The organism is Clostridium perfringens ATCC 13124 (assembly GCF_000013285.1).
Taxonomy (GTDB): domain Bacteria; phylum Bacillota; class Clostridia; order Clostridiales; family Clostridiaceae; genus Sarcina; species Sarcina perfringens.
Genome location: NC_008261.1, coordinates 1,429,250 through 1,453,450, shown reverse-complemented (window position 1 = coordinate 1,453,450; position 24,201 = coordinate 1,429,250). Strand labels below are relative to the sequence as shown.

Sequence of the window (24,201 nt, the reverse complement as noted above, 5' to 3'; positions counted from 1 at the left end):
TTGATTTATATGCATAATAAGCTTTAAATATTATTTATATATCTTATCAATTAAAAAACACTTAACATAATAATATTTATTACTACTAAGTTTATTCCTAAAAATACTTAGTATAATATTACTTAGTATAATCATAAAAAGTTTCTTAAGAAAACTATAATTAAAGAAGTTCTGTCAATAAACTGTAAACTCTCTGTTTAAGTCTTGATAAAACTTCTTTAAAGCAAGGCTATATTTAAACTACTGTTAATTTTAAGTATATATCTTAAAATTAATATTAACTCAAAATAAAGCTTAAAGCAAAATATGGATAACTAAACCTATTAATTAAAGAAATAAGATTAGCTTACTTCCTTAATTATTTTATATAGTGCATCTGCTAATTTTTCTTTATTTATACTATCTATTTCAGTATCACTTATATTTATAATTAAGCATAAAGAGTCTAAATTCTTTACTAAATATAATCCTTTTCCACTTTTGATACTTATCTGTGAAAGGCCTATATAATCAACCATATCTTCTAAGTTTAAGGATACAACACGCCTAAGAATTTGATCATCTCCTAAAATTTCTATTCTCTTATCTTCTCCTATGCTCTTAGTTATTCTTATAAATATATCTGCCTTTGTATTATTAGATAATAAAACTTTCTTAAAAAAACTTTCTCCTAAGCAACACTCTTCATTAAAACAATCTATAGTAAGATCTCCTTCTTCCTTTAATTTTTTTATTAATACTTTTCTTAAATAGGAGTCATTTATATCTAATGCATATTTCACTATAAATCACCACCTTAATTCTAAGGACAATTGTAATATATATTATTCATTTTCTTAAAAAAAGTTCTACTAAAAACATAAGTTTCATAAATTAAACTGAAGGAGGTGATAAATTTGATGAAAAAAATTACTAAAATATTTTTAATAACCCTATGTTTTTCTCTTCTTTTAATTTCATGTTCTAAAATTAATATTCCTTCTAAGGAAAAACCTTCTTTAAACTATCACACTAAAAATTTAAGTGAACTAGTTTCTAAGAATAATATAAAAATCAGATTATTAGATATGAATATTTATAGTGAAGTAATTGTTGATAATGAAGATGTAAGAATTATTGATGACTTATTAAAAAGCTTAAAAGATTCTAACTTTATAAATGAGGAAGCTTTACCTAATAAACCCTTATATAAAATTTTTATAGATTTAAATAGTGAAAAGTATGTAATAGATATTTACGGAGATGATTTAATAACCCTTTATCCTTGGGATAGTGATGTAAGGAAGGATTACTTAAGTTTAAAAGATATTCCTAATTCCTTTAAATTAGAACCATTTTGCCAGTATGTGTTTAATAAAAAACAATAAAAAAAGATATAGGATTTAGTATAAATCATTACTAAATTCTATATCTTTATTAAGAATAAATTATTTATATTTATTTATTTTTATTTAATTCTTCTAAAAGTTCAAATACACGCTTTCTATATAAGGGATGAATCTTATATGGAGCAATTTCATTTAATGGCTCTAAAACAAAACTTCTTTCATGCATTCTTGGATGTGGAAGTATGATCTCTTCATCTTCACTTATTAAATCATTAAAAAATATTACATCTAAGTCTATAGTTCTAGGACCCCACTTAATCTTTCTCTCTCTTTTAAGCTTTTGTTCTACACTTAATAAAAACTTTATTAATTCCTTAGGGTTTAAAAGAGTTTTTATTTTGCAAGCACCATTTAAAAATTCATCCTGCTCAGTATATCCCCAAGGTTCTGTCTCAATTAAATTAGATTTTTTTATAATTTCAGTATGATAAGCCTTATTTATTTCATTTAAAGCTTCTTCTATATAATATTTTTTATCTCCTATATTAGACCCATATGAAAGGTATGCCTCATTCCATCCTCTCTCTATTTCTATAGATACAGTATCTAAACTTCTTAATATAGGTGCCCATGGCTTCTTTAAGGAAACCTTCACTTTTTTTACAAGAGGATATTCTAATAATATAAACTCACATAATTTTTCTGCTGCAGTTTCTATTAAATCATAGCTTTGCTTTTTAAACTCTTCCTCAACCTTATGTGCAAGTTCTCCATAATGAACAGATTTACTTAAATCTCCAGTAACTCCAGCCTCTCTAGTATCTAAGAAAAGTTCTATGCTTAAAACAAATTTTTGTCCAAGTCTTTTTTCCTCTTCAAAGACTCCATGATTACCAAAAACCTCAAAATCTTTAATAATAATTTTATCCATGAAAATTAACTCCTATCTTCTTACCATAGCATCAGTCATAAGGGCAGTTCTCTTATTTTCTAAAACATCATGAACTCTTACAAATTCGCATCCTTTAATTATTCCAAGAGTAGTTGTAGCTAAAGTACCTTCTAATCGTTCATCTGTTGGAAGATTTAAAGTATTACCTATTACTGATTTTCTTGATGTTCCTAATAAAACTGGATAGTCCATATTGCAAAACTCATCTAATCTATTTAATACTTCTAAGTTTTGATCATAATCCTTTGCAAAACCTATACCTGGGTCTAAAATTATATTTTCTTTCTTAACTCCAGCATCTAGGGCTATCTTTATACATTCTTCCATATCAGATTTCATAGTTTCTATGATGTCATCACCATATTCATTATCATTTCTATTGTGCATTATGCAACAAGGTACTCCATATTTAGCAGCCACAGTAGCCATATATTTATCCCTTTTAAAACCCCATACATCATTTATTAAATCTGCACCTGCTTTTATAGCTTCCTCTGCCACTTTACCCTTATATGTATCAACTGATATAGGTATATCAAATTTTTCTCTTAAGGCTTTTATTACAGGTACTACTCTATTTAATTCCTCTTCCTCACCAACAGGTGTATGAGTTGGTCTTGTTGACTCTCCTCCAATATCTATTATGTCAACACCATCATTAATCATCTTCTCAGCTCTCTTTAATGCTAACTCAATATCATTATATTTTCCACCATCTGAAAATGAATCTGGAGTTACATTTAAAATTCCCATTATGTATGTTCTTTTTCCTATTTCAAACTCTTTATTTCCTATTTTCACAAAAGTTCCCCCTTAAATAATTATGTCTAAATTCTTTTTTTCTTTGCTCCACTTACAAAGTTTTTCAGCATTACATAAAAAACAGCTTCTTGATTTTTTATCAGCTAAGTAAATAATTTTATCTAATCCTTCTGCTTCACTATTTCTGTGATTTAAAATTCCACTTAAAATAATCTCTATTTCCTCTTTATTAAAATCACATTCCTTTAAAATATCCAAACTCAATTTATAAGAAGCTTTATTATGTTTTTCTCCACCTTCATATTCTACCCATCGTCCTATATCATGGAGAAGTCCTATTGCATATATAATTTCCTTAGATACATTCATATTTTCCTCTAAGACCATTATGTAGGCAATTCTTGATACATCTAAAAAATGCTCTAAGTTATGTTTACAAAAAATCCTATCCTTTTCACAGAAAGAATTCTTATTTAAATAGTCTTTATACTTACTATTATTAAGTATCTTATTTATTCTCTCCATAATAAACACCTCAAAGAATTAAGATCTACATAGAAATCATTCTAAAAACATCATTTTTTAAGCTTTCATCTTCTAAGAACTTTCCTCTATAAGTTGTTGTTACTGTTTTTGCACCTGGTTTTCTAACACCTCTCATGGTCATACACATATGTTCACCTTCTACAACTACCATTACACCTTGTGCATCTAAGTATTCCATTATAGAATCAGCTATTTCCGTTGTAAGCCTTTCTTGAAGTTGTGGTTTTTTTGAATAAACCTCAACACATCTAGCAAGTTTAGATAAACCTACAACCCTTCCATTTGGTATATATGCTATATGAACTTTCCCATAGAAAGGAACTAAATGATGCTCACACATAGAATAGAAAGTTATATCCTTCTCTAAAACAAGATCATTGCTATGAACTTCAAAAGTTTTACTTAAATGCTCCTTTGCATTCATTCCTATTCCTGAAAATATTTCTTCATACATTCTTGCAATTCTATCTGGAGTTTCTATTAAGCCCTCTCTATTAATATCTTCTCCTATTGCTTCAAGTATTAGTTTCATTCCTTCTCTTATCTTATCTTTATCGATCATTTTGCCCTCCATATTTAAAAGCTTATAATAGAACTTTCATATTTACTTTTTATTTCTTCTATTAAATCTTTTTCCCCAAAAAATTCTTCTTCAAATTGACTTACTCGCATTATTCCAAGAAGAGAATTGCTTATAAAAATCCCTTCACTATTTCTTAAGTCTTCTATATTATAACATCCTTCTTCAACTTGAAAGTTATTCTTTATCCATCCTCTAATTATTCCATCTAAAAGACCACAGCTAACCTTTGGAGTACATATCTTATTATTCTTAATAAAATATATATTACTAGTAGCCCCTTCTGTTAGCTCTTCTCTTTCATTTAAAAATATCACTTCATCAAAGCCTTCATCTTTAGCCTTTTCCTTTTCCATAATATTTTCAATATAGCAAGTGCTCTTTAAATAAGTTAATTTAGAGGTTCTATTTCTTCTTACTTCACTAAGTTTTAGAGAAAATCCTCTATTGTAATCTTCTATGCCATAAGGAATATCTCTAGTTGAATAAATTATATTTTTTTCAGTAAGAGTTATTTTTAAAGCCTTATTTCTTATTTTTTCATTTTTAATAAACTCTCTTAATTCCTCTTCATTAATATTAAAAGGAATATTTAAATTTAAACATCCATCTTTTAGTCTTTCTAGATGTTCCTTTAAAAACACTCCATTATTTAATACAAGTATAGTTTCAAAAATTCCCCGTCCAAAAAAAACAGAAGAATCTATGGTAAGTGAACATTTTTCAACCATACTATAACCTTTTTTATTTTCTCCTATATAAATCACTTTATATCACAACCTAATTATAATACTCTCATTAAAGCCTTTGCCTTATCTAAAGTTTCCTCATATTCCATCTCTTCTTCTGATTCAATAGTTATGCCTCCACCTACTCCAAAATAGGCCTTATTATCTTTTGTTAATATAGTTCTTATTACTATATTAAAATCACAATTTCCTCTTAAATCAAAATAACCTATGGCCCCAGTATAAATCCCTCTTCTAAGGCCTTCTAGTTCCTCTATTATCTCCATACTTCTTATTTTAGGAGCGCCTGTTATAGAACCTCCTGGAAAACATTCTCTTATACATTTTACAGAACTAACATCTTCCTTTAGTTCTCCTATAACTGTAGAAACTAAGTGAAATACTGTAGCATATTCCTCTAATTTAAATAATTCTGTAACCTTAACAGAAAAAGGTTTGCATACCTTACTTAAGTCATTTCTCTCTAAATCAACAATCATTAAAAGCTCTGACTTATCCTTTTCACTATTTAAAAGTTCTTTTTTATTCTTTTCATCTTCTAATTTATCTTTTCCTCTTGGTCTTGTGCCTTTAATTGGTCTTGTTTCAACCTTATTATTAAACACCTTTAAAAACCTTTCAGGAGAAGAACTTATAATTTGAAAACCTTCTAAATTTAAATAACAGGAAAAAGGGGCTTTATTTATACTTCTTAAACTTATATATGTATCAAAAGGATCAGAATTAAAATCACAGGAAAATCTCTGTGTTAGGTTTGCAATATATGTATGCCCTTCTTTTATGTACTCTTTAACCTTTTTTACTGAATTTATATATTCTTCTCTTGAAAAATTTGAAGTAAACTCAGTATTTTTATCTAAGCTGATATTTAAATTTATATACTTATCTTTTATTCTTTCATAAATCTTAGATATACTTTTTTCTGACTCTTCCTTAATTCCTAGGGCTGTTATATATGTTTTTTGATTTCTCAAATCAAATATTATTACATTATCATAAAATAAAAAATAACTATCTGGAATACACACATCATCTTTAGCACTTTTAGGCATATCTTCAATAACTCTTCCTATATCATAAGAAAAATAGCCCATAGCACCTCCTAAAAAAGGTATCTCACTATTATAATTTATTTTATATTCTAAAATAAGCTCTTCTAATTTTTTAAAAGGATCTCCTAAGACTAGTTTTTCATCTATAAAAATCTCATTTCCCTTAGAGCTAAACTTTTTAAAAGGATTTAATCCTATAAATGAATATAAAGAAAATTCGCTATCTTCCTTTGAACTATCTAAAAATATACTGTTTATTTCATCTTTAAATAAAGAATATACTTCATGTGGCTTAAGCTTATTTTCTATTTCCTTAATTTCAAAATTCAAATTACTCACCTTTCTATAATATTAAATTTCCTAGCATTATCAATAAAATTTTTAAGCATTTCATGGCCATATTCAGTTAAAACAGCCTCTGGATGAAACTGTACTCCTTCTATATTGTACCTTTTATGCCTTATTCCCATAACTACCCCATCATCACTTAAGGCAGTTATCTCTAAATCTTCTCCTAAAAAATTTCTATCAACTACTAAAGAATGATATCTAGTTACATTTATATTATTTTTTATTCCCTTAAAAATCCCTTTTCCGTCATGAGTTATTTTGCTCACTTTTCCGTGGACTGGGAAATCCCCTTTTTTTATTTTACTTCCAAAGGAATATCCAATACATTGGTGACCAAGACATACACCTAAAATAGGAATCTTTCCCTTAAATTCCTCTATAATATTTAAACATTCTTTCATGTCCTTAGGTGCTTTAGGTCCTGGAGATATTATTATTCCCTCTGGATTCAATCTTTTTATTTCTTCTATAGTTATTTTATCATTCCTCTTTATCTTTATATCCTCATTTAATTCCTTAAAATACCTAAGCAAATTAAACACGAAGGAATCATAGTTATCTATCATTAAAAACATTAATTCACCTCTAAAATATTTAGTTTAAAATCATTATATCAAAAACACCTAAAAAAAAATATGAATTTTATACCATTTATATATTTGAATCTTCTAATTAATAATCTTAAGTATTGTTATTACTTAATTTAAAGTTAAAAATTAATTTATTTTATTCTCATTTATGTGTTAAAATATTTATACTACAAATTTTTTAAAATTAACAATATTATTCAAATAATTATTATACATACATTGATTTTTTCAGTTTTAAAGGAGGGTTTACTATTAATATTAATGCAGAATTTCATTGTCACTCATTAGCTTCTGACGGAACACTATCTCCAAAAGAGGTAATTGCTGAAGCTAAAAAAGCAGGTATATCCTTAATAGCTTTAACAGATCACGATATAACTTCTGGTCTTGATGAAGCAAAGAAAGCCGCAAAAGAACTAGATATTCAATTTATTCCTGGAATAGAACTTAGTTGTGAGCATAAGGGGTCTACAGTTCATGTACTAGGATATTTTAGAGATGATTCTTATAAATCCGAAGATTTTCAAAAGTTCTTAAATGAATTAAAGGATTCTAGAATAGGTAGAGCAAAAAAAATCGTAGCTAATTTAGAAAAATATTTTAATATTAAACTTGATTATAAAGATGTCTTAGCAAAGGGAAAAGGTGTTGTTGCTAGACCTCATATAGCTCAATGCATAATAGAAGCTGGTTATCCTTATGATTGGGAATATATATTTGATAACTTCATAGGAAATGATAGCCCAGCTTATGTTCCTAACAAAAAAATTTCTGTAGAAGAAGGAATAAATATATTAAAAGCTAATAATGCTATAACAGTGCTTGCTCATCCAAAGCTTATAAAAAGAGTTCCTGTACAAGAAGTTATGGAATTTCCTTTTGATGGTATAGAAGCTATTTACTATCAAAATACTAAAAAAGATACTGACTTCTTTATTTCATATGCTGTTCATCATGATCTTCTTATAACATGTGGTTCAGATTTTCATGGAGATCATGAAGGAGATGAAAGACATGGTCATGTTGGATGCATGAGTATGCCAGAAGAATATCTTGAAAAATTTCTAAAAAAATATAATTGTAATAAAAAATAATATTAATGATTAAAATAATGGTAATATGGTTTAACTGCCAAATTACCATTATTTTTTTATAATCTCAAATAATTTAATATTTTATTAAAAAAAGTATTTACATTTCAATGAAAAAGAATATAATTTAATTGTAGGTATTAATTAATAATTAATATTAGTTGATTTTGATTGTTATAATTTTAACATATATTAGGTGGTGTTTTTATGAATTATTTAGAAGTAAAAAAAGATATTTATTGGGTTGGATCTTTAGATCCTGAATTAAGAGTTTTTGATATTATTATGTACACTCCTTATGGAACTACTTATAACTCATATGTCGTTAAAGGTAGTGAAAAAATAGCTGTATTTGAAACAGTAAAAGAAAAATGTTTTGATGATTACTTATCAAAACTTAATAGCTTAGGTATTGATCCTAAATCAATAGATTACATAGTTGTTGATCATACAGAGCCTGATCATGCTGGATCTGTTGAAAAATTACTTGAATTATCTCCTAAAGCTAAAGTTATAGGTTCAATGCAAGCTATAGAATTCTTAAAAGATATAGTTAATAAAGATTTTGAATATATAGTTGTTGGAGACAATGACACAATTTCATTAGGAAACAAAACATTACAATTTATCTCTGCACCATTTTTACATTGGCCAGATTCAATGTACACTTATATTCCAGAAGATAAAGCTTTAATAACTTGTGACTCTTTTGGAAGCCACTATTCTTGTGAAGAAATATTTAATGACTTAGTTCCTAATGAAGAAGAATATTTAGATGCCTTAAGATACTACTATGATTGTATCTTTGGACCATACAAACCATATGTTTTAAAAGCTATAGATAAGATTAAAGATTTAGATATAGAACTTGTATGCCCAGGTCACGGACCTATCCTTAGACAAGATCCTTGGAAGATAATAAATACTTATAAGGAATGGAGTACTCCAGTAAAACCTAAAATAAATGGAGATAAGAAAGTTACTATTCCTTACGTATCAGCTTATGGTTATACTAAAGAATTAGCTGAAGAAATAGCTAAAGGAATACAATCTGAGCACAATGTTGAAGTTAAATTATATGATTTAACTTATAGCAAGCAAGAAGATGTATTAGCTGACATAGGAGAATCAGATGGTATACTATTTGGATCACCAACAATAGTTGGAGAATTATTACCTCCTATTAGAATTCTTTTAGCTAACTTAAACCCTATTATTCATGGTGGAAAATATGCTGCAGCCTTTGGTTCATTTGGTTGGAGTGGTGAAGCTGTTCCAAGAATAGAAGCTAGATTAAAAGAATTAAAAATGAATATATTTGGACCTGGTTTAAGAATTAAGTTTAAACCATCAACAACTGAATTAAAAGAAGCTTTTGAATTTGGTAGAGATTTCTCAAGAACTATGTTTGGAGAAAAGGAACTTGATTATGCTCCAAATAATGCTACAGAAACTAAAGAAGTATTAACTGGAAATGGTAAAACAAGATATTGGAAATGCTTAGTTTGTGGTGAAATATTCGAAAGTCCAGTATGTCCTGAAGTTTGCCCTGTTTGTGGAGCTGGAAAAGAACAATTTATAGAAGTAGAAATGGATACTTTTGAAAAGAATGATACTGATGATAACTTCGTTATTATAGGTAATGGAGCTGCTGGATTCTATGCTGCTAAAACAATAAGAGAAATAAACAGTACAGCTTCTGTTAAATTACTTTCAAGTGAAGAAGTATCTTCTTACTCAAGACCAAATCTTTCAGATCTTTTAAATGAAGAAATGAATTTAGATACTTTCTACTTAGCTAAATCTTCTTGGTACAAAGAAAATAATATAGAAGAATTACTAGGAGTTACTGTTACTTCTATAGATAAAGATGCTAAAAAAGTAATCTTAAAAGATGGTACTGAAATACCATATACTAAACTTATATTAGCTAATGGTAGCCATAACTTTATTCCACCATTTAAAGTTAAAAATAATAATGAAGAAGTTACTTTAAATTGTGAAAATATTCATGAGTTTAAAGGTATCTACTCTATTAAAGATTTAAAAGATACTTTTGATGTTAAAGAAGAAATGAAAGAAGCTAAGAAGGCTGTTGTTATAGGTGCTGGTCCTCTTGGATTAGAAGCAGCTTGGGAAATGAAACTTGCTGGATTAGATGTTACAGTAGTTGAATTCTTACCAAATCTTATGAATAACCAATTAGATCAAGAAGGTGCTGATATCTTTAGAAATCAAGTTTCTGATTGCGGAATAACATTCATAACATCAGAGGAATGTGCTGAAATAATAGCTAAAGATGGCAAATTAACTTCTTTAAACTTAAAGAGCGGAAAAACTTTAGATGCTGATATTCTTCTAGTTTCAACAGGTATTAGAAGTAATATAGAATTAGCTAAAGAAACTGGAATTGAATGCAATAGAGGTGTTATTGTTAACGAAAGAATGGAAACAAGTATTAAAGACATATATGCTTGTGGAGATGTAGCTGAATTTAATGGTCTTGTTTACGGAAACTGGCCTGCTGCTATAGAAATGGGTAAAACTGCTGGTGCAAATGCATGTGAAGCAGAAAAAGCATTTGAAAACTTTACACCATCTATAATATTAGATGCTTTAAATACTCATGTATTCTCAGCTGGTTTAATAAGATTTAACGATTCTTCTTATGAAAAAATAAGTTCTAAAGATGAATCAAAAGGTCAATATACTAAACTATTCTTCAAAGACAACATCTTAGTTGGAGGAATTATAGTTGGTGATATTTCTAAAGCAGGACAAATAATAATAGCAATAGATAATAAACTATCTAAAGCAGCTGCTTTATCAAATGATTTACTATAAATAAAATAAAAAGTGACTATATAAATTTTATATAGTCACTTTTTTATTTAGAGAAATATATTAAACTTAAGCAAAAATTACTTAAACTATATGCTCTTTGTGCTTGTTATAAGCTTTTTTTATATTCTTCTAAAGCTTTTGCAAGTTGATCTGGACAAGATGTTCCTTTTCCTCTACAATCTATTCCTTTTAATTTAGAAATAGCTTCATCAACATCCATTCCTTCAACAAGCTTAGAAACTCCCATTAAGTTTCCTGGACATCCATTTACAAAGCTAACACTTTTTATTTTGTTATCTTCGATTTCAAAATTAATCTCCTTAGCACAAACTCCTGTAGTCTTATAATTCATAAGTAAAATCTCCCCTATCTTGCTAATTATGAAGATATAGAAACTATTTTAAAGTAGCTATAACTTCAATCTCTATTTTAGCATCTTTAGGTAATTTAGCAACCTCTACAGCACTTCTTGCTGGTTGATTTTCTGTAAAATAAGTAGCATATACTTCATTCATTCTTACGAAATCATTCATATCACTTAAAAATACTGTAGTCTTTATTACTTTATCCATAGAAGTTCCCGCAGCTTCTAAGATAGCCTTTACATTTTCTAAAGATTGAGCTGTTTGTTCTTCAATTGATCCTGCCATTACTCCAGTTTCAGGATTTAGTGGAATTTGTCCTGAAGTATAAACAAAATCTCCTATTTTTATTCCTTGTGAATAAGGTCCAATTGCACCTGGTGCTTTGTTTGTTTTTATTATTTCTTTTGCCATATAAAACATCTCCTATTCTTCAACACATTACTTCTGATACTTTAATTTTAATACAGCAAAAATTTAAATTCAATGGATTATTACTATTTCTTCTCTTCTTCTCCCTCTGAACTAGTTATTTTTTTTGTGCAATTTTCTGATCCCTTATTCTCTTTCAATTCTACCTTATCAGGATTAGGATTATTTAATATTCCTCCCATAACTAATATTGATAAAAATAAAGTTACTATTTCATTATAATTTGACGGCAAAATGCTCAAATTGAACCCTTCAAGTATTAAAGGTATTAAAGCAAAGATAGCTAACCATAATCTATAGTTCTTTAACATACTCCAATCATGCATATAATCGCTTCCTTTTATAATATTCTACAATTTATTATATTCTTAGCATGATTTTATGGTTATTATCTAAAAAATAAGAAAAATCTTTTTCTAACAAAAAAATCACCTTAATTTTATATCAAATTATACCATGATTAAATATGTAATCATGATGTTAGATTAACAAAATTAGGTGATTTAGCTTTATTTTTACTAAATATCAGCCATTATAAGCTTAGCGCTTTCTGTATTTGTAGCTAGTGGAACCTTGTAAACATCACAAAGTCTAAGTAATGCACTAATATCTGGTTCATGAGGTTGAGCTGTTAATGGATCTCTTAAGAAAATTACCATATCAACATCATGGTTTGCTACCATCGCTCCTATTTCTTGATCTCCCCCTAGTGGGCCACTTTTACATCTTTTAACGTCTAAAGATGTATTTTGCATAACTTTAAGTCCTGTAGTACCTGTTGCAACAAGTATATGTTTACTTAACTTATCTTCAAAATCTTTTGCAAGCTCTATCATTTCTTCTTTTTTCTTATCATGTGCTATTAATGCTATTTTCATTTGACTCTCCCCTTTTTTTCCCTAAACAAACAAAGTAACTATGTTTATTTTCGTAAAATTTCCTTTCTTTTTTAAACATTTACACAATTAATTATATCCTAAATAAGAACATATTGAAATAATAACTTAAATTAAACAATAAATTAACTTTTATAAATTTAAATAATCCTATATTGATATACTTACACCTAAATTATTTACATATTCTAAGAACTCTTTTTCATTTAATGCTTTTGAAAAATAAAAACCCTGAATAACATCAAAATCTAATAACTTAAAAAAATCATAGTATTCTTTGCTTTCAACACCTTCAATAACAAGTTCAGCTCCTAAAGTCTTAGCAAAATTTGAAATTGAATTTATTATGGCTATATATTTACTATTAGGTATATCTGATATAAAGTCCTTTGGTATTTTTATTTGATCAAAAGGTATCTTTAATACTCTATTTATAGATGAATATCCCTTTCCAAAATCATCTATAGATATTTTAAATCCATATTTTTTAAGCTTAATAATTTCATTTATAGCATTTCCGCTAACCTCTAAATCAGAATTCTCTAAAATCTCTAAGGTAATATTTTCTGGTTTAAGGTTATAATTTTTACTTATCTTATAAAGATTAGATCCTACCCCTCTATGTTTTAAGGTGTTTATTGATATGTTAACTGAACATTGTAACTCAATATTATTTTGAATTAACCTACTTTGAAATTCACAGGTTGATTCAAAAACATATAAATCTAAATCCTTAATAGCATCTATTTCTTCTAAGGTTTTAACTATATCACTAGCTGATATAGAGCCTAGAGTTTCATGATTCCATCTTATTAGAGTCTCATAACCTTTTATTTTATCATCTAAGGATGATATTTGAGGTTGATAAACAGTATATAACTTTTTATTTATCAATGAATCCTTAATATCTCTTATTATTAAATTATTCTTTTTTCTTATGCCCTTTAGTTCTTCTGTATATTCTATGACAGATATAAAAGCTTCTTTTTTAGCTCTTTCCTTAGCAAAAAACACTTCTTCAATTATTTCTTCAAAACTCTTATTTCCTAAATTTATAGAATATCCTATATTAAATTCCATTTTAATTTCTTTATTAAGGCTATTTAATCTTATTTTTTTCAAATTATCTAGCTTATTTAAAACTTCTATTATATCTTCTTTATTTCTACTATTAATTGCAACTAAAAATTCTTCTCCTCCATATACTCCATATAAATTTTTAGAAGCTAAGCTTTTTGATATATTATTTAATCCCTTACCAAACTCCCTTAAAACTTCATCTCCTTTATCTCTGCCTAAAGCATCATTTATCAAACTAAATTTTCTTAAATCAATTAGGAAAAGTGTATATTCTCCTTTCCACATTTCAATATTATTTTTAAATTCAAATCTAGTAAATACATTGCTTAGAGGGTCTAATTTCTCCTCTAACAAAACTTTATTAATAAATTTATTTTTATTCTTGTGTTCTCTACTAAAAATACTCCTATTTTTTATAGCTTGACCTAAGTTTATGTATTTAAGAAATTCCCTTGTTATAAATATTATTTCAAGATAAAAAATCAAACTTAAAATTAAAAGAACATTTTCACCATTATATCTTTCTATAAAAATTAATGTTACTAACAATATAAAACTTAAAAAAATTAAATTCCCCTTTAATACTTTATTCATATATAAATCCTTATCAAACAAATTATTTTAATATAAAAAGGACTGTACCATAAATATATCTAATATACTCTAAATCATATATATTAGATTAGATATTTTGATACAGCCTTTCTTAACTGATTAATTATGCTTCTTCAAAAAATGCCTTATAACATTTTTTAGTTTCATATAAATCTGCTTTAGATGCTACTTCTAAAGGCGCATGCATATTTTGTAATGCTACTCCACAATCTATAACTTCCATATTGTATTGAGCTAATATATAAGCGATTGTACCACCGCCACCTTGGTCTACTTTTCCAAGCTCTCCAGTTTGCCATACAACACCATTCTTATCCATTATATTTCTTAAATGAGCTATATATTCTGCATTAGCATCATTGCAACCTGCTTTTCCTCTAGCTCCTGTATATTTGCTAAATACTACTCCATGTCCAAAATAAGCTGTGTTTTTCTTTTCACATACAGAAGGATAGTTTGGATCAAAAGCTGCAGTAACATCAGCTGATAACATCATTGAATTTTGAAGACATCTTCTAAGTTTTAATTCAGAATATTCTCCTTTTCTATCCATAAGTTCTGCAATTATATTTTCAAAGAATCTTGATTGCATTCCTGTAGCTCCCACACTACCTATCTCTTCTTTATCAACTAATAATGCTACACATGTTTTATCAACATTTTCTAAATCCATTAAAGCCTCTGCTGAAGTATATGCACATATTTTATCATCGTGACCATATGCTAAAATCATACTTCTATCTAATCCATAATCTCTTGCCTTACCAGCAGGAACTACTTCTAACTCAGCTGATACAAAATCTTCCTCAGTTATGCCATATTTTTCATTTAATAAAACTAATATATTAGCTTTAACAGCCTCTTTTTCCTCAGTTCCTTTTAATGGCATACTTCCAACTAAAATATTTAGGTCTTCTCCTTCTACTACTTTAGCTCCTTTTTTATCTAATTGATCTGCTGATAAATGGATTAAAAGATCTGAAATTCCTAAAACAGGATCATTTTCATCTTCTCCTATTTTAATATCTACCTTAGTTCCATCTTTTTTTACAACAACTCCATGTATTGCAAGAGGTATAGTTACCCATTGATATTTTTTTACTCCTCCGTAATAATGAGTATCTAATAATGCTAATCCGGAATCTTCATATAATGGATTTTGTTTAACATCCATTCTTGGAGAATCTATGTGAGCTCCTATTATTCTTAATCCCTTTTCTAATGGTTCTGAACCTACTTTTATTAAAGTTATTGTTTTATCCATGTTTATAGAATAAAGTTTATCCCCAGCTGTCACTTTTTCTCCATTTTTAATAACTTCATAAAAATTTTTAAACCCTTTACTTTCTGCCATATGAGCTAAAACCTTAACGCATTCTCTTTCAGTTTTAGCAACTGACATGAACTCCCTATATCTATCACTTAATGAAAATACCTGTTTTAAATCTGCCTCTTCATATTTAGTCCAAGCATTTTCATATTCTTTTTTTAAAACTTTTACATCTTTCATAATATAGCCCTCCAATCTATTTTATCTTCTAATTCAATTCTATATTTTTGGTAATATTTTGTCAAACTATAGAAATTTTCTTATTTTAAATATTAGTAGCAAGATTATAGCCATTAAACTTAATATAAAAACTAAAATATAAAATCCATAAGGGCATGTTTTAAAGGGCATAGATTCAAAGCTCATAGAAAATATAGCCGTTATTAATTCTAAAGGTAAAAAAACTGCTGTTATTATTGTAAATACCTTCATTAATTCATTTGTCTTGTTGGCTAGTTCTGATTCATAGGCTTCTCTTACAATTGCTAACTCTTGTGATAAGGTATCTAAAGATGTAATTAACTTTTCTATTTTACTATTTATATTTTTAAAATAAACTTTATTCCCTTCTCCTATTACTTCATTTTCATCTATAACAAGGGTATCTCCAATATACCTAATTGGCTTTATAAGTTTTCTAAGTTTATAAGCTTCTCTTCTTATAAATAATAGGGAATTTAAATGCTTGCTTTCAGGATCTTTAAGGATTTCTAACTCAATCTTATCTCCTTCAGTCTCTAAATCAGATATTATATTATAGTTATTTATTATAATCCTATCTAAAATGTAATAAAGAATAATAGATGGACTCTTATCTACTTTAAATAACTGACAGTTCTTTTCTTCCTTTATGTCTTCAATTAAATCATATAGAAGTGAGATATTACTCTTATAAACAGTAACTATAAAACTTTTTCCTAAGAATATATCAAGTTCTTTAGAGATAATTTGCTTTTCAACTTGCTCTATTATATTAATTAAAATAAATGTATAATCCTTGAAACAGTCTATTCTTTGTTCCTGTTTATAGTCAATGCATTCATTTATACACTCATAAGAAAACATTTTTTCTAAAAGATTGACTTCATCTTCTTCCATTAAAATCCATGCTGGAAACTCATCCTTTTTCCATTCTTCAACTACTTTAAAATTTTCCTCAATATTAAATATAACCATATCATCACCTTTAATTCTGATATGGTTATAGTTTATACTTTTTATTAAATTTTACTCTCTTTTTCCATACTTTCAAGCATTCTTTTTTCAATTATATCAACTGGTGAAATGTCTGACATACGTTGATATCTATAATTAGCTGCGGCAGCTTCTATTATTACTGCTATGTTTCTTCCAGGTCTTATTGGAACCCTTAATTTTTTAACTTTAACACCTAATATATCTTGATATTCGTCGTTTACACCTAATCTATCATAATCTCCATCATCTTTCCAATGCTCAAAATGAATTATTATTTTTATTTGCTTAGAATTTAAAATTGAACTTAATCCATATAGTGCTGATACATCGATTATTCCCATACCTCTAACTTCAAGCATTCCAAAAGTTATCTCTGGCGATCTACCTATTAAATCTCCATCTATTTCTTTTATATCAACAGCATCATCTGTTACTAATCTATGTCCTCTTTTAATAAGTTCTAGGGCAGTTTCACTTTTACCTATACCACTTTCCCCTGTGATTAACATTCCTATACCATATACATCAACAAGAACCCCATGTAATCTTGTTTCAGGAGCCATTTTATCTGATAAATACATAGTGATTTTACTTATAAACTTAGTAGTTACCATGTCACTTCTAAGAATCCATAAGTTTCTCTTTCTAGCTGCTTTTAAAAGTTCCTCATGTATCTCTAAACCTCTAGTTATTATAAGACAAGATATATCAAAGGAAAAAAATTTATTTAATCTTTTCTTCCTAAGATCTGGAGACATATCTTCTAAAAAGCTCCATTCTGCTTTCCCTATAACTTGAATTCTTTCTGGAGCAAAATAGTTATAAAAGCCAGCTAATTGTAATCCTGGTCTATTTACATCACTAACATTTATAGGGACATTCTCTTCGCCAGTTTGAATTACCTCTAAACTAAAATCCTTTATTAACTTCTCTATTGTAACACCCACATAAATCACCCTTAATTTTTCTTATTTTTCGGCTCAATTCCTTTTAACTGTTCTCTTAAGTTGCTTTTGAATCTATTTATATATTCTTTTCTAAGTTCTTCTCTTTCTTTGTGTTCATCCTCTGATAAACCCTCTTCTTTATGCTTCTTGTGTAATTCATTTATTCTTTTTGTTAATTCATCTATATTCATGTTTATTCTCCTTTTTAGTATAACTTTAATTTGATTTAATTTATTTCTAATATTATTTTACATTTGTATCTATTTTTTAGCAACAATCTTTCTTACTAAATTCTTCATTAAATGAGAATTAAATTATAATATATATAAAAATTATATATATTATGTAAAAATCTTTGAAATTTTTCCCTATTTTAATTGTAATATATTTCAAATTCTTCGTTTTTATTTTATAATATTTTTAGAAACTTTTGTAATATGGCAAAGCTCACATTACTATTGACATAATTTATATTTGTATTAAGGGTGAGAAATTATGAGTAACAAAAAAATAAGCTTTAAAAATATGAACAATTCAGATAAGGTTAAATTAATAAATAACTCTTTAGTTCTAGATGGAATTTCTCTTAAAGAGCTTTCAAAAAAAATAGATATACAAAAGAAAGATATAATAAAATTTATGAATGAAGAAGGTTTTTTCTTTGATAGTACAGATGGTTATTTTAAAAAGGATAAAGAAGAATCTACTTCAATAGATATAAAGCCTTCAGTTGAAACAAGTAAATCCTCCCTTCCTAAAACACCAGAACGTGAGGATGTTCAATCTATAATAGATTCTATAAATGAAAAATTAAACATAAAAGATATTGAAACTACTAATATATTATTACCTGAAATTAAAACATCTGAAAAAGTTAGTGTTACTAAGGAAGATAATTCAAAGGATAATACTAAAACTTCTCAAAGTATGACTTTAGAAATTCCTAGAGTATCTAGAACAGCTAGAAGAAAAAAGAAGAAAAAGAAAACTCTAATTAAAAGGATGATTTCATATTTTAAAAATAGTTTTTCTAAAATATTTTTAATTAAAAAGAAAGAAAATAAACCTTCTTCTAAGATAGAACATACTGATAATTTTAATAAGAAAGAAATCAACATAAAAGCTACAAATAGTACTATATTAGAAGAAGTTGCTATAGAAAAACTTCCTGTGAATGATGAAATAGAAACAACTTCTCATGGTCTTAACAGTGAAAGCAAGTTACCTTTTGAAATAAAAATACCTAAAAACTTTAAAGGTAGAAGAAGAATTCCTAAAGTAGATTTTGACTTAAATGAAATAAACTTTTTAAATTCAAATGAATATTCCTTAGAAGACTTAAAAAAAGACTTTAGAGATTTAAAACTTAATTCAGATTTTATAAAAAATATAAACTCTGATTCCCTAGAAAGTAATAGGGATAAATCTTTAGAAGAACGTGTATGTAACCTTGAAAAGAAAATAAATGAACTTGAAGAATTTTTCTTAGAAATTTTTCAAGCAATGTCAAATAAATAATCACTAAAAAGTGGCTGTATCAAATATACTAATAAAACTTATTTTGATACATGCCCTTTTTTATTTTATTATTATAGAAATTCCTCTTTATACCTATACTATGACTAAGCACAATTTTAGGAGGAATTACAATGACAAATAAAAATCTACAATTAGAAGAACTAAAAAAAATATATGGAAAAATAAGTCCCTTTGAATTTAAAAATAAATTAATAGATTTAGCTAAGGACAAAAAAAGTGCCCATATTCTTTTAGATGCTGGACGTGGAAATCCTAACTGGACAGCATCTACGCCACGTGATGCCTTTTTTACCTTTGGTCATTTTGCTGTATCTGAAACAAAAAGAACCTTTGAATCTTGTGATTTAGCTGGAATTCCTCATAAAGAAGGAATATATAATAGATTCTTAAATTTTCTAGAAGAAAACAAAAATTTTCCAGCCATTGAATTATTAGAACAAATAATTGATTATGGCATAAATGAAAAAGGATTTAATCCTGATGATTTCCTCTATGAATTATGTGATGCAATCATTGGAGATAATTATCCCTATCCAGATAGAATGCTTCCTCATATAGAATCTATAGTTCATGATTATATTTTAAAAGAACTTTGCTATCTTCCACCTTCAAAAAAATTCAAACTTTTTGCTGTTGAAGGTGCTACTGCCGCTATGTGCTATATTTTTGATTCCTTAATAGCAAATGAGTTACTTCAAAGAAAAGATAAAATAGCTATAATGACACCTATTTTTACTCCTTATTTAGAAATTCCTCAACTCCCTAGATATGATTTAGAAAGTATATATATTCATGCTAGTGAAATAAATGAAGAAGGAAGCTATACTTGGCAGTATCCAGAGGAGGAATTAAACAAATTAAAAGATCCATCAATAAAGGCTTTATTTTTAGTTAACCCAAGCAATCCTCCTTCTATGTCCATTCATGATAAAAGTAAGGAGCTTTTAAAGGATATAGTTACTAACTATAATCCAAATTTAATGATAATTTCTGATGATGTTTATGGAACCTTCGTTAATAAGTTTCAATCATTAGTGGCTGATCTTCCTAATAACTCCATAGGTGTTTATTCATATTCTAAATACTTTGGAGTAACTGGTTGGAGACTTGGTACCTTGGCCCTTTATGAAGATAATATATTTGATAAACTAATAAGTGAACTGCCTAGTGAGAAAAAGGAAATGGTAAATAAAAGATATGAGTCTCTATCAACAGACCCAGAAAAAATTCCATTTATTGATAGAATAGTTGCTGATAGCCGCCAAGTAGCACTAAATCACACTGCTGGGCTTTCAACCCCTCAACAAGTACAAATGGCCTTCTTTTCTGCATTCTCTTTAGTTGATAAAGAAAATACATATAAAAATCAAACTATTGATATATGCCACAGACGTCAAAAATTATTATTTGAAGGACTAGACTTACCGATTAAAGAAAATCCATATGATGCATCATATTATGCTGAGTTTGATTTATTGCAATGGGCTCTTAAAAATTATGGTCCTGAATTTGCAAATTATTTAGAATCAAATTATAAACCTGTAGATGTTTTATATAAATTAGCTGAGGAATCATCTATTGTCTTATTAAGCGGTGGTGGATTCCAAGGGCCTGAATGGTCAGTAAGAATATCTTTAGCTAATTTAGATGATGATGCTTATTCAGAAATAGGAACTGTACTTAGAAAAATCCTTGAGGATTTTGTTCATTATTGGAAATCTTCAACTAAATAAAAAATAAAATATTATTGTAACCTAACTTTATTTATTACACCTAACATTAAACTTTAATTAATAAAAGCTAAAATAGTAGTTATTCTAAACTACTATTTTAGCTTTTCCATCCTATATCCAATTTCTTTATTTGCTAAATCATATCCTTCTTCTATCATTTCTTCTTCACTCTTTTCATTTCCTATAAGTGAATCTATGGTAATCTGCCCTCTATCCTTAAAATATTTATCTAAAAGCATATTTTCTATTTCTCTTTGATCACATATTGAATAATCATGAAGTATATGATTAACCTTAAATCCATATCTTTCTAATTCTCTTCCAACTAATATACTTCTATGACATCTTACAGGTTCCTGCATAGCACCTAATAAAGCTATTCTATATCCTTTACTTATTCCTAATTTAAGTCTCTCTATTCCATTTTTAAAAGATTCTTCATTAATAACCTTATGAAAATCAGCATAGCCTTCTTTATTGTAAGATATTTTGCTATCTCTCTTTGCAGCAAATTCCTTTGCCATATAGATATATGTAAATCCTAAGTCATTTAAAGTTTTTTGAATTGCTTCCTTATTGTATTGCACATTATATTTAGAATAAGGTATTCCCCTTATATCAACTACACAATTTATATTATATTTATTTAACATGTCAACAAGTCTACTTAAATCATAATTAGAATGTCCTATAGTATATATCTCCATATAAAACACCTCCAAAATTTAATTATAATACTAAACTAAAATCAATATTGATTTTAACTCTTTTAGAAAAATGGTTTATTTTAAAGTTTCTAACCCTCTTTAATAACAATATAGATTTTTCACTATATATTAAAAATTATACATACTTTCAATTTAAGAAGAATTTTTTATTATAAAAATAAAAAAGGTTGTAAGACTAATCTTACAACCTTATAATAAACAAATTATTATCTATTGTTTCTTTGAGCTTTTCTTGCTCTTCTGCAATCTAAGCATCTTACTGGATCATTTTCAAATCCTTTTTCTTTGTAGAAAGCTTGCTCTCCCTCAGTGAATATGAAATCTGCTCCACAGTCTTTACATTTTAATGTTCTATCTGCCATTTTGACATCCTCCTTAAATTTAAAGATTTAAATGGATTAATAAAAATTTTCTTTAAGTTTAAGGAAAATTTTATTCATCTTTTAAAGCTTTTTCTGTTATGTTCTAATTATACCACTAAAAAATTAACATTGCAAGCTTTTTATTAGCATTGTGTTAAAACCTCTTAAAATCAAATTATAGAGATAAGAATTTTTTAAATCTTTCTCTTACAGCTTCTTCTCCCATAATTTGCATTATTGTATAAAGATCTGGAGTATTAGCTCTGTGAGTTAAAGCTGCTCTTACAGCTCCTGCAACATCAGAAACCATTCCTTTATATTCTTCTGGGTTCTTTTTATATTTCTTTCTATCAGTAGCATATCCTAATTCTACAGCAACTTCTTTTAAATCTGAGAACCAAGTATCCTTATCTGTATTAAAGTTATATGCTTTTTCATAAGCTTCTATTATTCTCTTAGCTTCTTCTAATTCTAAAGTTTTTGGTAATTCAACATCATTAGCTGTTTCCTTATCAAATAACTCATCAAAGAAGTAGAATATTTTTTCTCTAACTTCATCCCATTTAGCAAAGTCTTTTCTTGGCTTTGGACCTTCTTTATCTATATTGAATACTTCTTTCATCATAGCTTCTTTAGAAGTAACTAAATCATACATTTCTTTATCATATTCTTTAGCCCAGTTTGTATATAAATCATAAACAACTTCTGGTTTCATTTTACAGATAACATCTTTACTTACATCATTTAATTTAACTAAATCAAATAAAGCTCCACTCTTACTCATTTTATCTAGTTCAACTTTGTAATCATGATAATCTGCATCTGGATTTTCTGCTCTCCACTCTTCGAAAGCTGAGTTTATTATATTTAAAAGATATTCAATAACTGATTGAGATGGATATCCTTTTTCACTGTAATAACTTACTGCACTTTCTGGATCTTTTCTCTTTGATAATTTTCTTTTTGAACTTCCATCCATTTTCATTATTGTTGGAATATGAGCATATTTAGGTGCTTCTACTCCTAAAACTTCAAACATTTGAAGATGTATTGGAAGTGATGATAACCATTCTTCTCCTCTTATAACATGAGTAGTTCTCATTAATGTATCATCTATTGCATGAGCAAAGTGATAAGTTGGAAGGCCATCACCTTTTATTATTACTACATCTTGAAGATTTTCTGGGAATGAAACCTCTCCTTTTATCATATCATGAGCAACAACTCTCTTTTCAGGATTTCCAGGTGACTTCATTCTTATAACATAGCTTTCACCAGCTTCAATTCTCTTTATAGCCTCTTCTGGTGATAAATCTCTATATTTAGCAAACTCTCCATAACATCCTGGAGTTAATTTTTCTGCAATTTGTTTTTCTCTTAAAGCTTCTAATTCTTCAGAAGTCATAAAACATGGATAAGCTAATCCTTTTCTTAAAAGATCTTTAACAAAAGCTCTGTATATATCAGCTCTTTGACTTTGTTTATATGGTGCATAAGCTCCCTTTTCTGAGTTTTCACCAGTTATTCCTTCATCAAAATCCATTCCGAAGTTATGCATAGTTTTTATAGTATCATCTATAGCACCTTCAACTTCTCTCTTTTGATCAGTATCTTCTATTCTTAAGTAGAATATTCCACCACTTTGGTGAGCTAATCTTTCATTTATTAATGAAGCAAAAACTCCTCCTATATGTTGAAATCCAGTTGGACTTGGTGCATATCTTAATACTTTAGCCCCTTCTTTTAAATCTCTCTTTGGATATTTTTCAAAATAATATTCCGGTGTTTTGTCTATGTTTGGGAATATTAAATTAGCTAAATTTTCATAACTCATTCTTTTCACTTTCCTTTCTAAATTTATGTAATAAAAAAAGTCCCTCGTCCTAAAAATTAGGACGAAAGACTTAACTTCCGCGTTACCACCTAAATTAGTTAGCTAAGCTAACTCACTCATAATCAATTAAGGGAATTACCCCTAGACCTACTCCTTAAAATTTAAGATTTTCAGTCTAAGCTCCGAAGCTTCTTTCTATAAGATTATTTTTTAGGCTCTCACCCTCCCTAAATCGCTTTAAAATAATTACTTATGTACTCTTCTTCATCATAGCAATAAAATATTTCATTTTAAATAACAA

At 27.5% G+C, this 24,201-nt stretch carries 25 protein-coding genes and 1 other annotated feature; of the genes, 5 read left to right on the top strand and 20 right to left on the bottom strand.

The features are described 5' to 3' along the window. Window positions 1-341: 341 nt before the first annotated feature. Window positions 342-782, bottom strand: coding sequence for a hypothetical protein (locus CPF_RS06245; protein WP_003477720.1), 441 nt, complete (start codon window positions 780-782; stop codon window positions 342-344). A gap of 114 nt (window positions 783-896) precedes the next feature. Here CPF_RS06245 and CPF_RS06240 point away from each other — a divergent pair, with 114 nt between their 5' ends. Then, window positions 897-1,367: a DUF4883 family protein gene (locus tag CPF_RS06240; RefSeq protein WP_025647813.1), complete on the top strand. Its 471-nt coding sequence runs from the start codon at window positions 897-899 to the stop codon at window positions 1,365-1,367. A 70-nt stretch (window positions 1,368-1,437) separates the two neighbouring features. On the opposite strand, the gene folK is transcribed toward CPF_RS06240, so the two are convergent. From folK to CPF_RS06205, 7 genes are read right to left on the bottom strand one after another with little or no spacing between them, the layout of a single operon-like run. Beyond that, window positions 1,438-2,259, bottom strand: a complete 822-nt coding sequence (gene folK, locus CPF_RS06235; RefSeq protein WP_011590646.1) for a 2-amino-4-hydroxy-6-hydroxymethyldihydropteridine diphosphokinase — start codon at window positions 2,257-2,259, stop codon at window positions 1,438-1,440. A 12-nt stretch (window positions 2,260-2,271) separates the two neighbouring features. Further along, complete coding sequence (gene folP / locus CPF_RS06230) at window positions 2,272-3,081, bottom strand: dihydropteroate synthase (protein WP_011590645.1); 810 nt, start codon at window positions 3,079-3,081, stop codon at window positions 2,272-2,274. A 12-nt stretch (window positions 3,082-3,093) separates the two neighbouring features. Further along, window positions 3,094-3,567 (bottom strand): HD domain-containing protein, encoded by a 474-nt coding sequence (locus CPF_RS06225; RefSeq protein ID WP_003458609.1) that lies wholly within the window; start codon window positions 3,565-3,567, stop codon window positions 3,094-3,096. Between the two features lie 25 nt (window positions 3,568-3,592). Next, window positions 3,593-4,150 (bottom strand): GTP cyclohydrolase I FolE, encoded by a 558-nt coding sequence (gene folE / locus CPF_RS06220; RefSeq protein WP_011590644.1) that lies wholly within the window; start codon window positions 4,148-4,150, stop codon window positions 3,593-3,595. Window positions 4,151-4,164: 14 nt separating this feature from the next. Then, window positions 4,165-4,935 (bottom strand): aminotransferase class IV, encoded by a 771-nt coding sequence (locus tag CPF_RS06215; RefSeq protein WP_041702656.1) that lies wholly within the window; start codon window positions 4,933-4,935, stop codon window positions 4,165-4,167. Between the two features lie 17 nt (window positions 4,936-4,952). Continuing rightward, window positions 4,953-6,299 (bottom strand): aminodeoxychorismate synthase component I, encoded by a 1,347-nt coding sequence (gene pabB, locus CPF_RS06210; protein ID WP_011590642.1) that lies wholly within the window; start codon window positions 6,297-6,299, stop codon window positions 4,953-4,955. A 5-nt stretch (window positions 6,300-6,304) separates the two neighbouring features. Then, window positions 6,305-6,895 (bottom strand): anthranilate synthase component II, encoded by a 591-nt coding sequence (locus CPF_RS06205; RefSeq protein ID WP_003458624.1) that lies wholly within the window; start codon window positions 6,893-6,895, stop codon window positions 6,305-6,307. A gap of 266 nt (window positions 6,896-7,161) precedes the next feature. Between CPF_RS06205 and CPF_RS06200 the strand changes: the two genes are divergently transcribed. Then, window positions 7,162-8,004, top strand: a complete 843-nt coding sequence (locus CPF_RS06200) for a PHP domain-containing protein (RefSeq protein WP_011590641.1) — start codon at window positions 7,162-7,164, stop codon at window positions 8,002-8,004. Between the two features lie 204 nt (window positions 8,005-8,208). Next, a complete protein-coding gene (locus CPF_RS06195) occupies window positions 8,209-10,845 on the top strand; it encodes an FprA family A-type flavoprotein (protein WP_011590640.1) in 2,637 nt (878 codons plus the stop codon). A gap of 106 nt (window positions 10,846-10,951) precedes the next feature. On the opposite strand, the gene CPF_RS06190 is transcribed toward CPF_RS06195, so the two are convergent. From CPF_RS06190 to CPF_RS06150, 9 genes are all read right to left on the bottom strand, one after another. Further along, window positions 10,952-11,197 carry a TIGR03905 family TSCPD domain-containing protein gene (locus CPF_RS06190; RefSeq protein ID WP_003448671.1) on the bottom strand — a complete coding sequence of 82 codons (246 nt, stop codon included), beginning with the start codon at window positions 11,195-11,197 and terminating at the stop codon, window positions 10,952-10,954. Window positions 11,198-11,240: 43 nt separating this feature from the next. Next, a complete protein-coding gene (locus tag CPF_RS06185) occupies window positions 11,241-11,621 on the bottom strand; it encodes a RidA family protein (protein ID WP_003458553.1) in 381 nt (126 codons plus the stop codon). A gap of 83 nt (window positions 11,622-11,704) precedes the next feature. Further along, window positions 11,705-11,965: a hypothetical protein gene (locus CPF_RS06180; RefSeq protein ID WP_003458618.1), complete on the bottom strand. Its 261-nt coding sequence runs from the start codon at window positions 11,963-11,965 to the stop codon at window positions 11,705-11,707. A 192-nt stretch (window positions 11,966-12,157) separates the two neighbouring features. Continuing rightward, the gene (locus CPF_RS06175; protein ID WP_003476019.1) at window positions 12,158-12,517 is read right to left on the bottom strand and encodes a methylglyoxal synthase; all 360 of its coding nucleotides are present in this window, start codon (window positions 12,515-12,517) and stop codon (window positions 12,158-12,160) included. A 168-nt stretch (window positions 12,518-12,685) separates the two neighbouring features. After that, the gene (locus CPF_RS06170; RefSeq protein ID WP_011590639.1) at window positions 12,686-14,209 is read right to left on the bottom strand and encodes an EAL domain-containing protein; all 1,524 of its coding nucleotides are present in this window, start codon (window positions 14,207-14,209) and stop codon (window positions 12,686-12,688) included. Between the two features lie 124 nt (window positions 14,210-14,333). Next, window positions 14,334-15,740, bottom strand: coding sequence for an aminopeptidase (locus tag CPF_RS06165; RefSeq protein WP_003472255.1), 1,407 nt, complete (start codon window positions 15,738-15,740; stop codon window positions 14,334-14,336). 66 nt (window positions 15,741-15,806) lie between these two features. Continuing rightward, window positions 15,807-16,736, bottom strand: coding sequence for a magnesium transporter CorA family protein (locus CPF_RS06160; protein WP_011590638.1), 930 nt, complete (start codon window positions 16,734-16,736; stop codon window positions 15,807-15,809). Window positions 16,737-16,780: 44 nt separating this feature from the next. Next, a complete protein-coding gene (hprK, locus tag CPF_RS06155) occupies window positions 16,781-17,704 on the bottom strand; it encodes an HPr(Ser) kinase/phosphatase (protein WP_003448672.1) in 924 nt (307 codons plus the stop codon). An 11-nt stretch (window positions 17,705-17,715) separates the two neighbouring features. Beyond that, window positions 17,716-17,895, bottom strand: a complete 180-nt coding sequence (locus tag CPF_RS06150; RefSeq protein ID WP_003448677.1) for a DUF896 domain-containing protein — start codon at window positions 17,893-17,895, stop codon at window positions 17,716-17,718. Window positions 17,896-18,199: 304 nt separating this feature from the next. On the opposite strand from CPF_RS06150, the gene CPF_RS06145 reads away from it, so the two are divergent. Both CPF_RS06145 and aspD read left to right on the top strand, forming a co-directional pair. Then, on the top strand, window positions 18,200-19,222 hold the full coding sequence (locus tag CPF_RS06145) for a hypothetical protein (RefSeq protein ID WP_011590637.1): 1,023 nt from the start codon (window positions 18,200-18,202) through the stop codon (window positions 19,220-19,222). Between the two features lie 131 nt (window positions 19,223-19,353). Further along, complete coding sequence (gene aspD / locus CPF_RS06140; RefSeq protein ID WP_011590636.1) at window positions 19,354-20,976, top strand: aspartate 4-decarboxylase; 1,623 nt, start codon at window positions 19,354-19,356, stop codon at window positions 20,974-20,976. A gap of 92 nt (window positions 20,977-21,068) precedes the next feature. Here aspD and CPF_RS06135 read toward each other — a convergent pair whose 3' ends face one another. From CPF_RS06135 to gltX, 3 genes are all read right to left on the bottom strand, one after another. Next, window positions 21,069-21,683 (bottom strand): DUF488 domain-containing protein, encoded by a 615-nt coding sequence (locus tag CPF_RS06135; RefSeq protein WP_003472308.1) that lies wholly within the window; start codon window positions 21,681-21,683, stop codon window positions 21,069-21,071. A 227-nt stretch (window positions 21,684-21,910) separates the two neighbouring features. Further along, complete coding sequence (locus CPF_RS06130; RefSeq protein ID WP_003481131.1) at window positions 21,911-22,066, bottom strand: zinc-ribbon domain-containing protein; 156 nt, start codon at window positions 22,064-22,066, stop codon at window positions 21,911-21,913. A gap of 175 nt (window positions 22,067-22,241) precedes the next feature. Beyond that, window positions 22,242-23,900, bottom strand: coding sequence for a glutamate--tRNA ligase (gltX, locus tag CPF_RS06125; RefSeq protein ID WP_011590635.1), 1,659 nt, complete (start codon window positions 23,898-23,900; stop codon window positions 22,242-22,244). 54 nt (window positions 23,901-23,954) lie between these two features. Beyond that, window positions 23,955-24,180, bottom strand: a binding site (T-box leader). Between the last annotated feature and the right edge of the window lie 21 nt (window positions 24,181-24,201).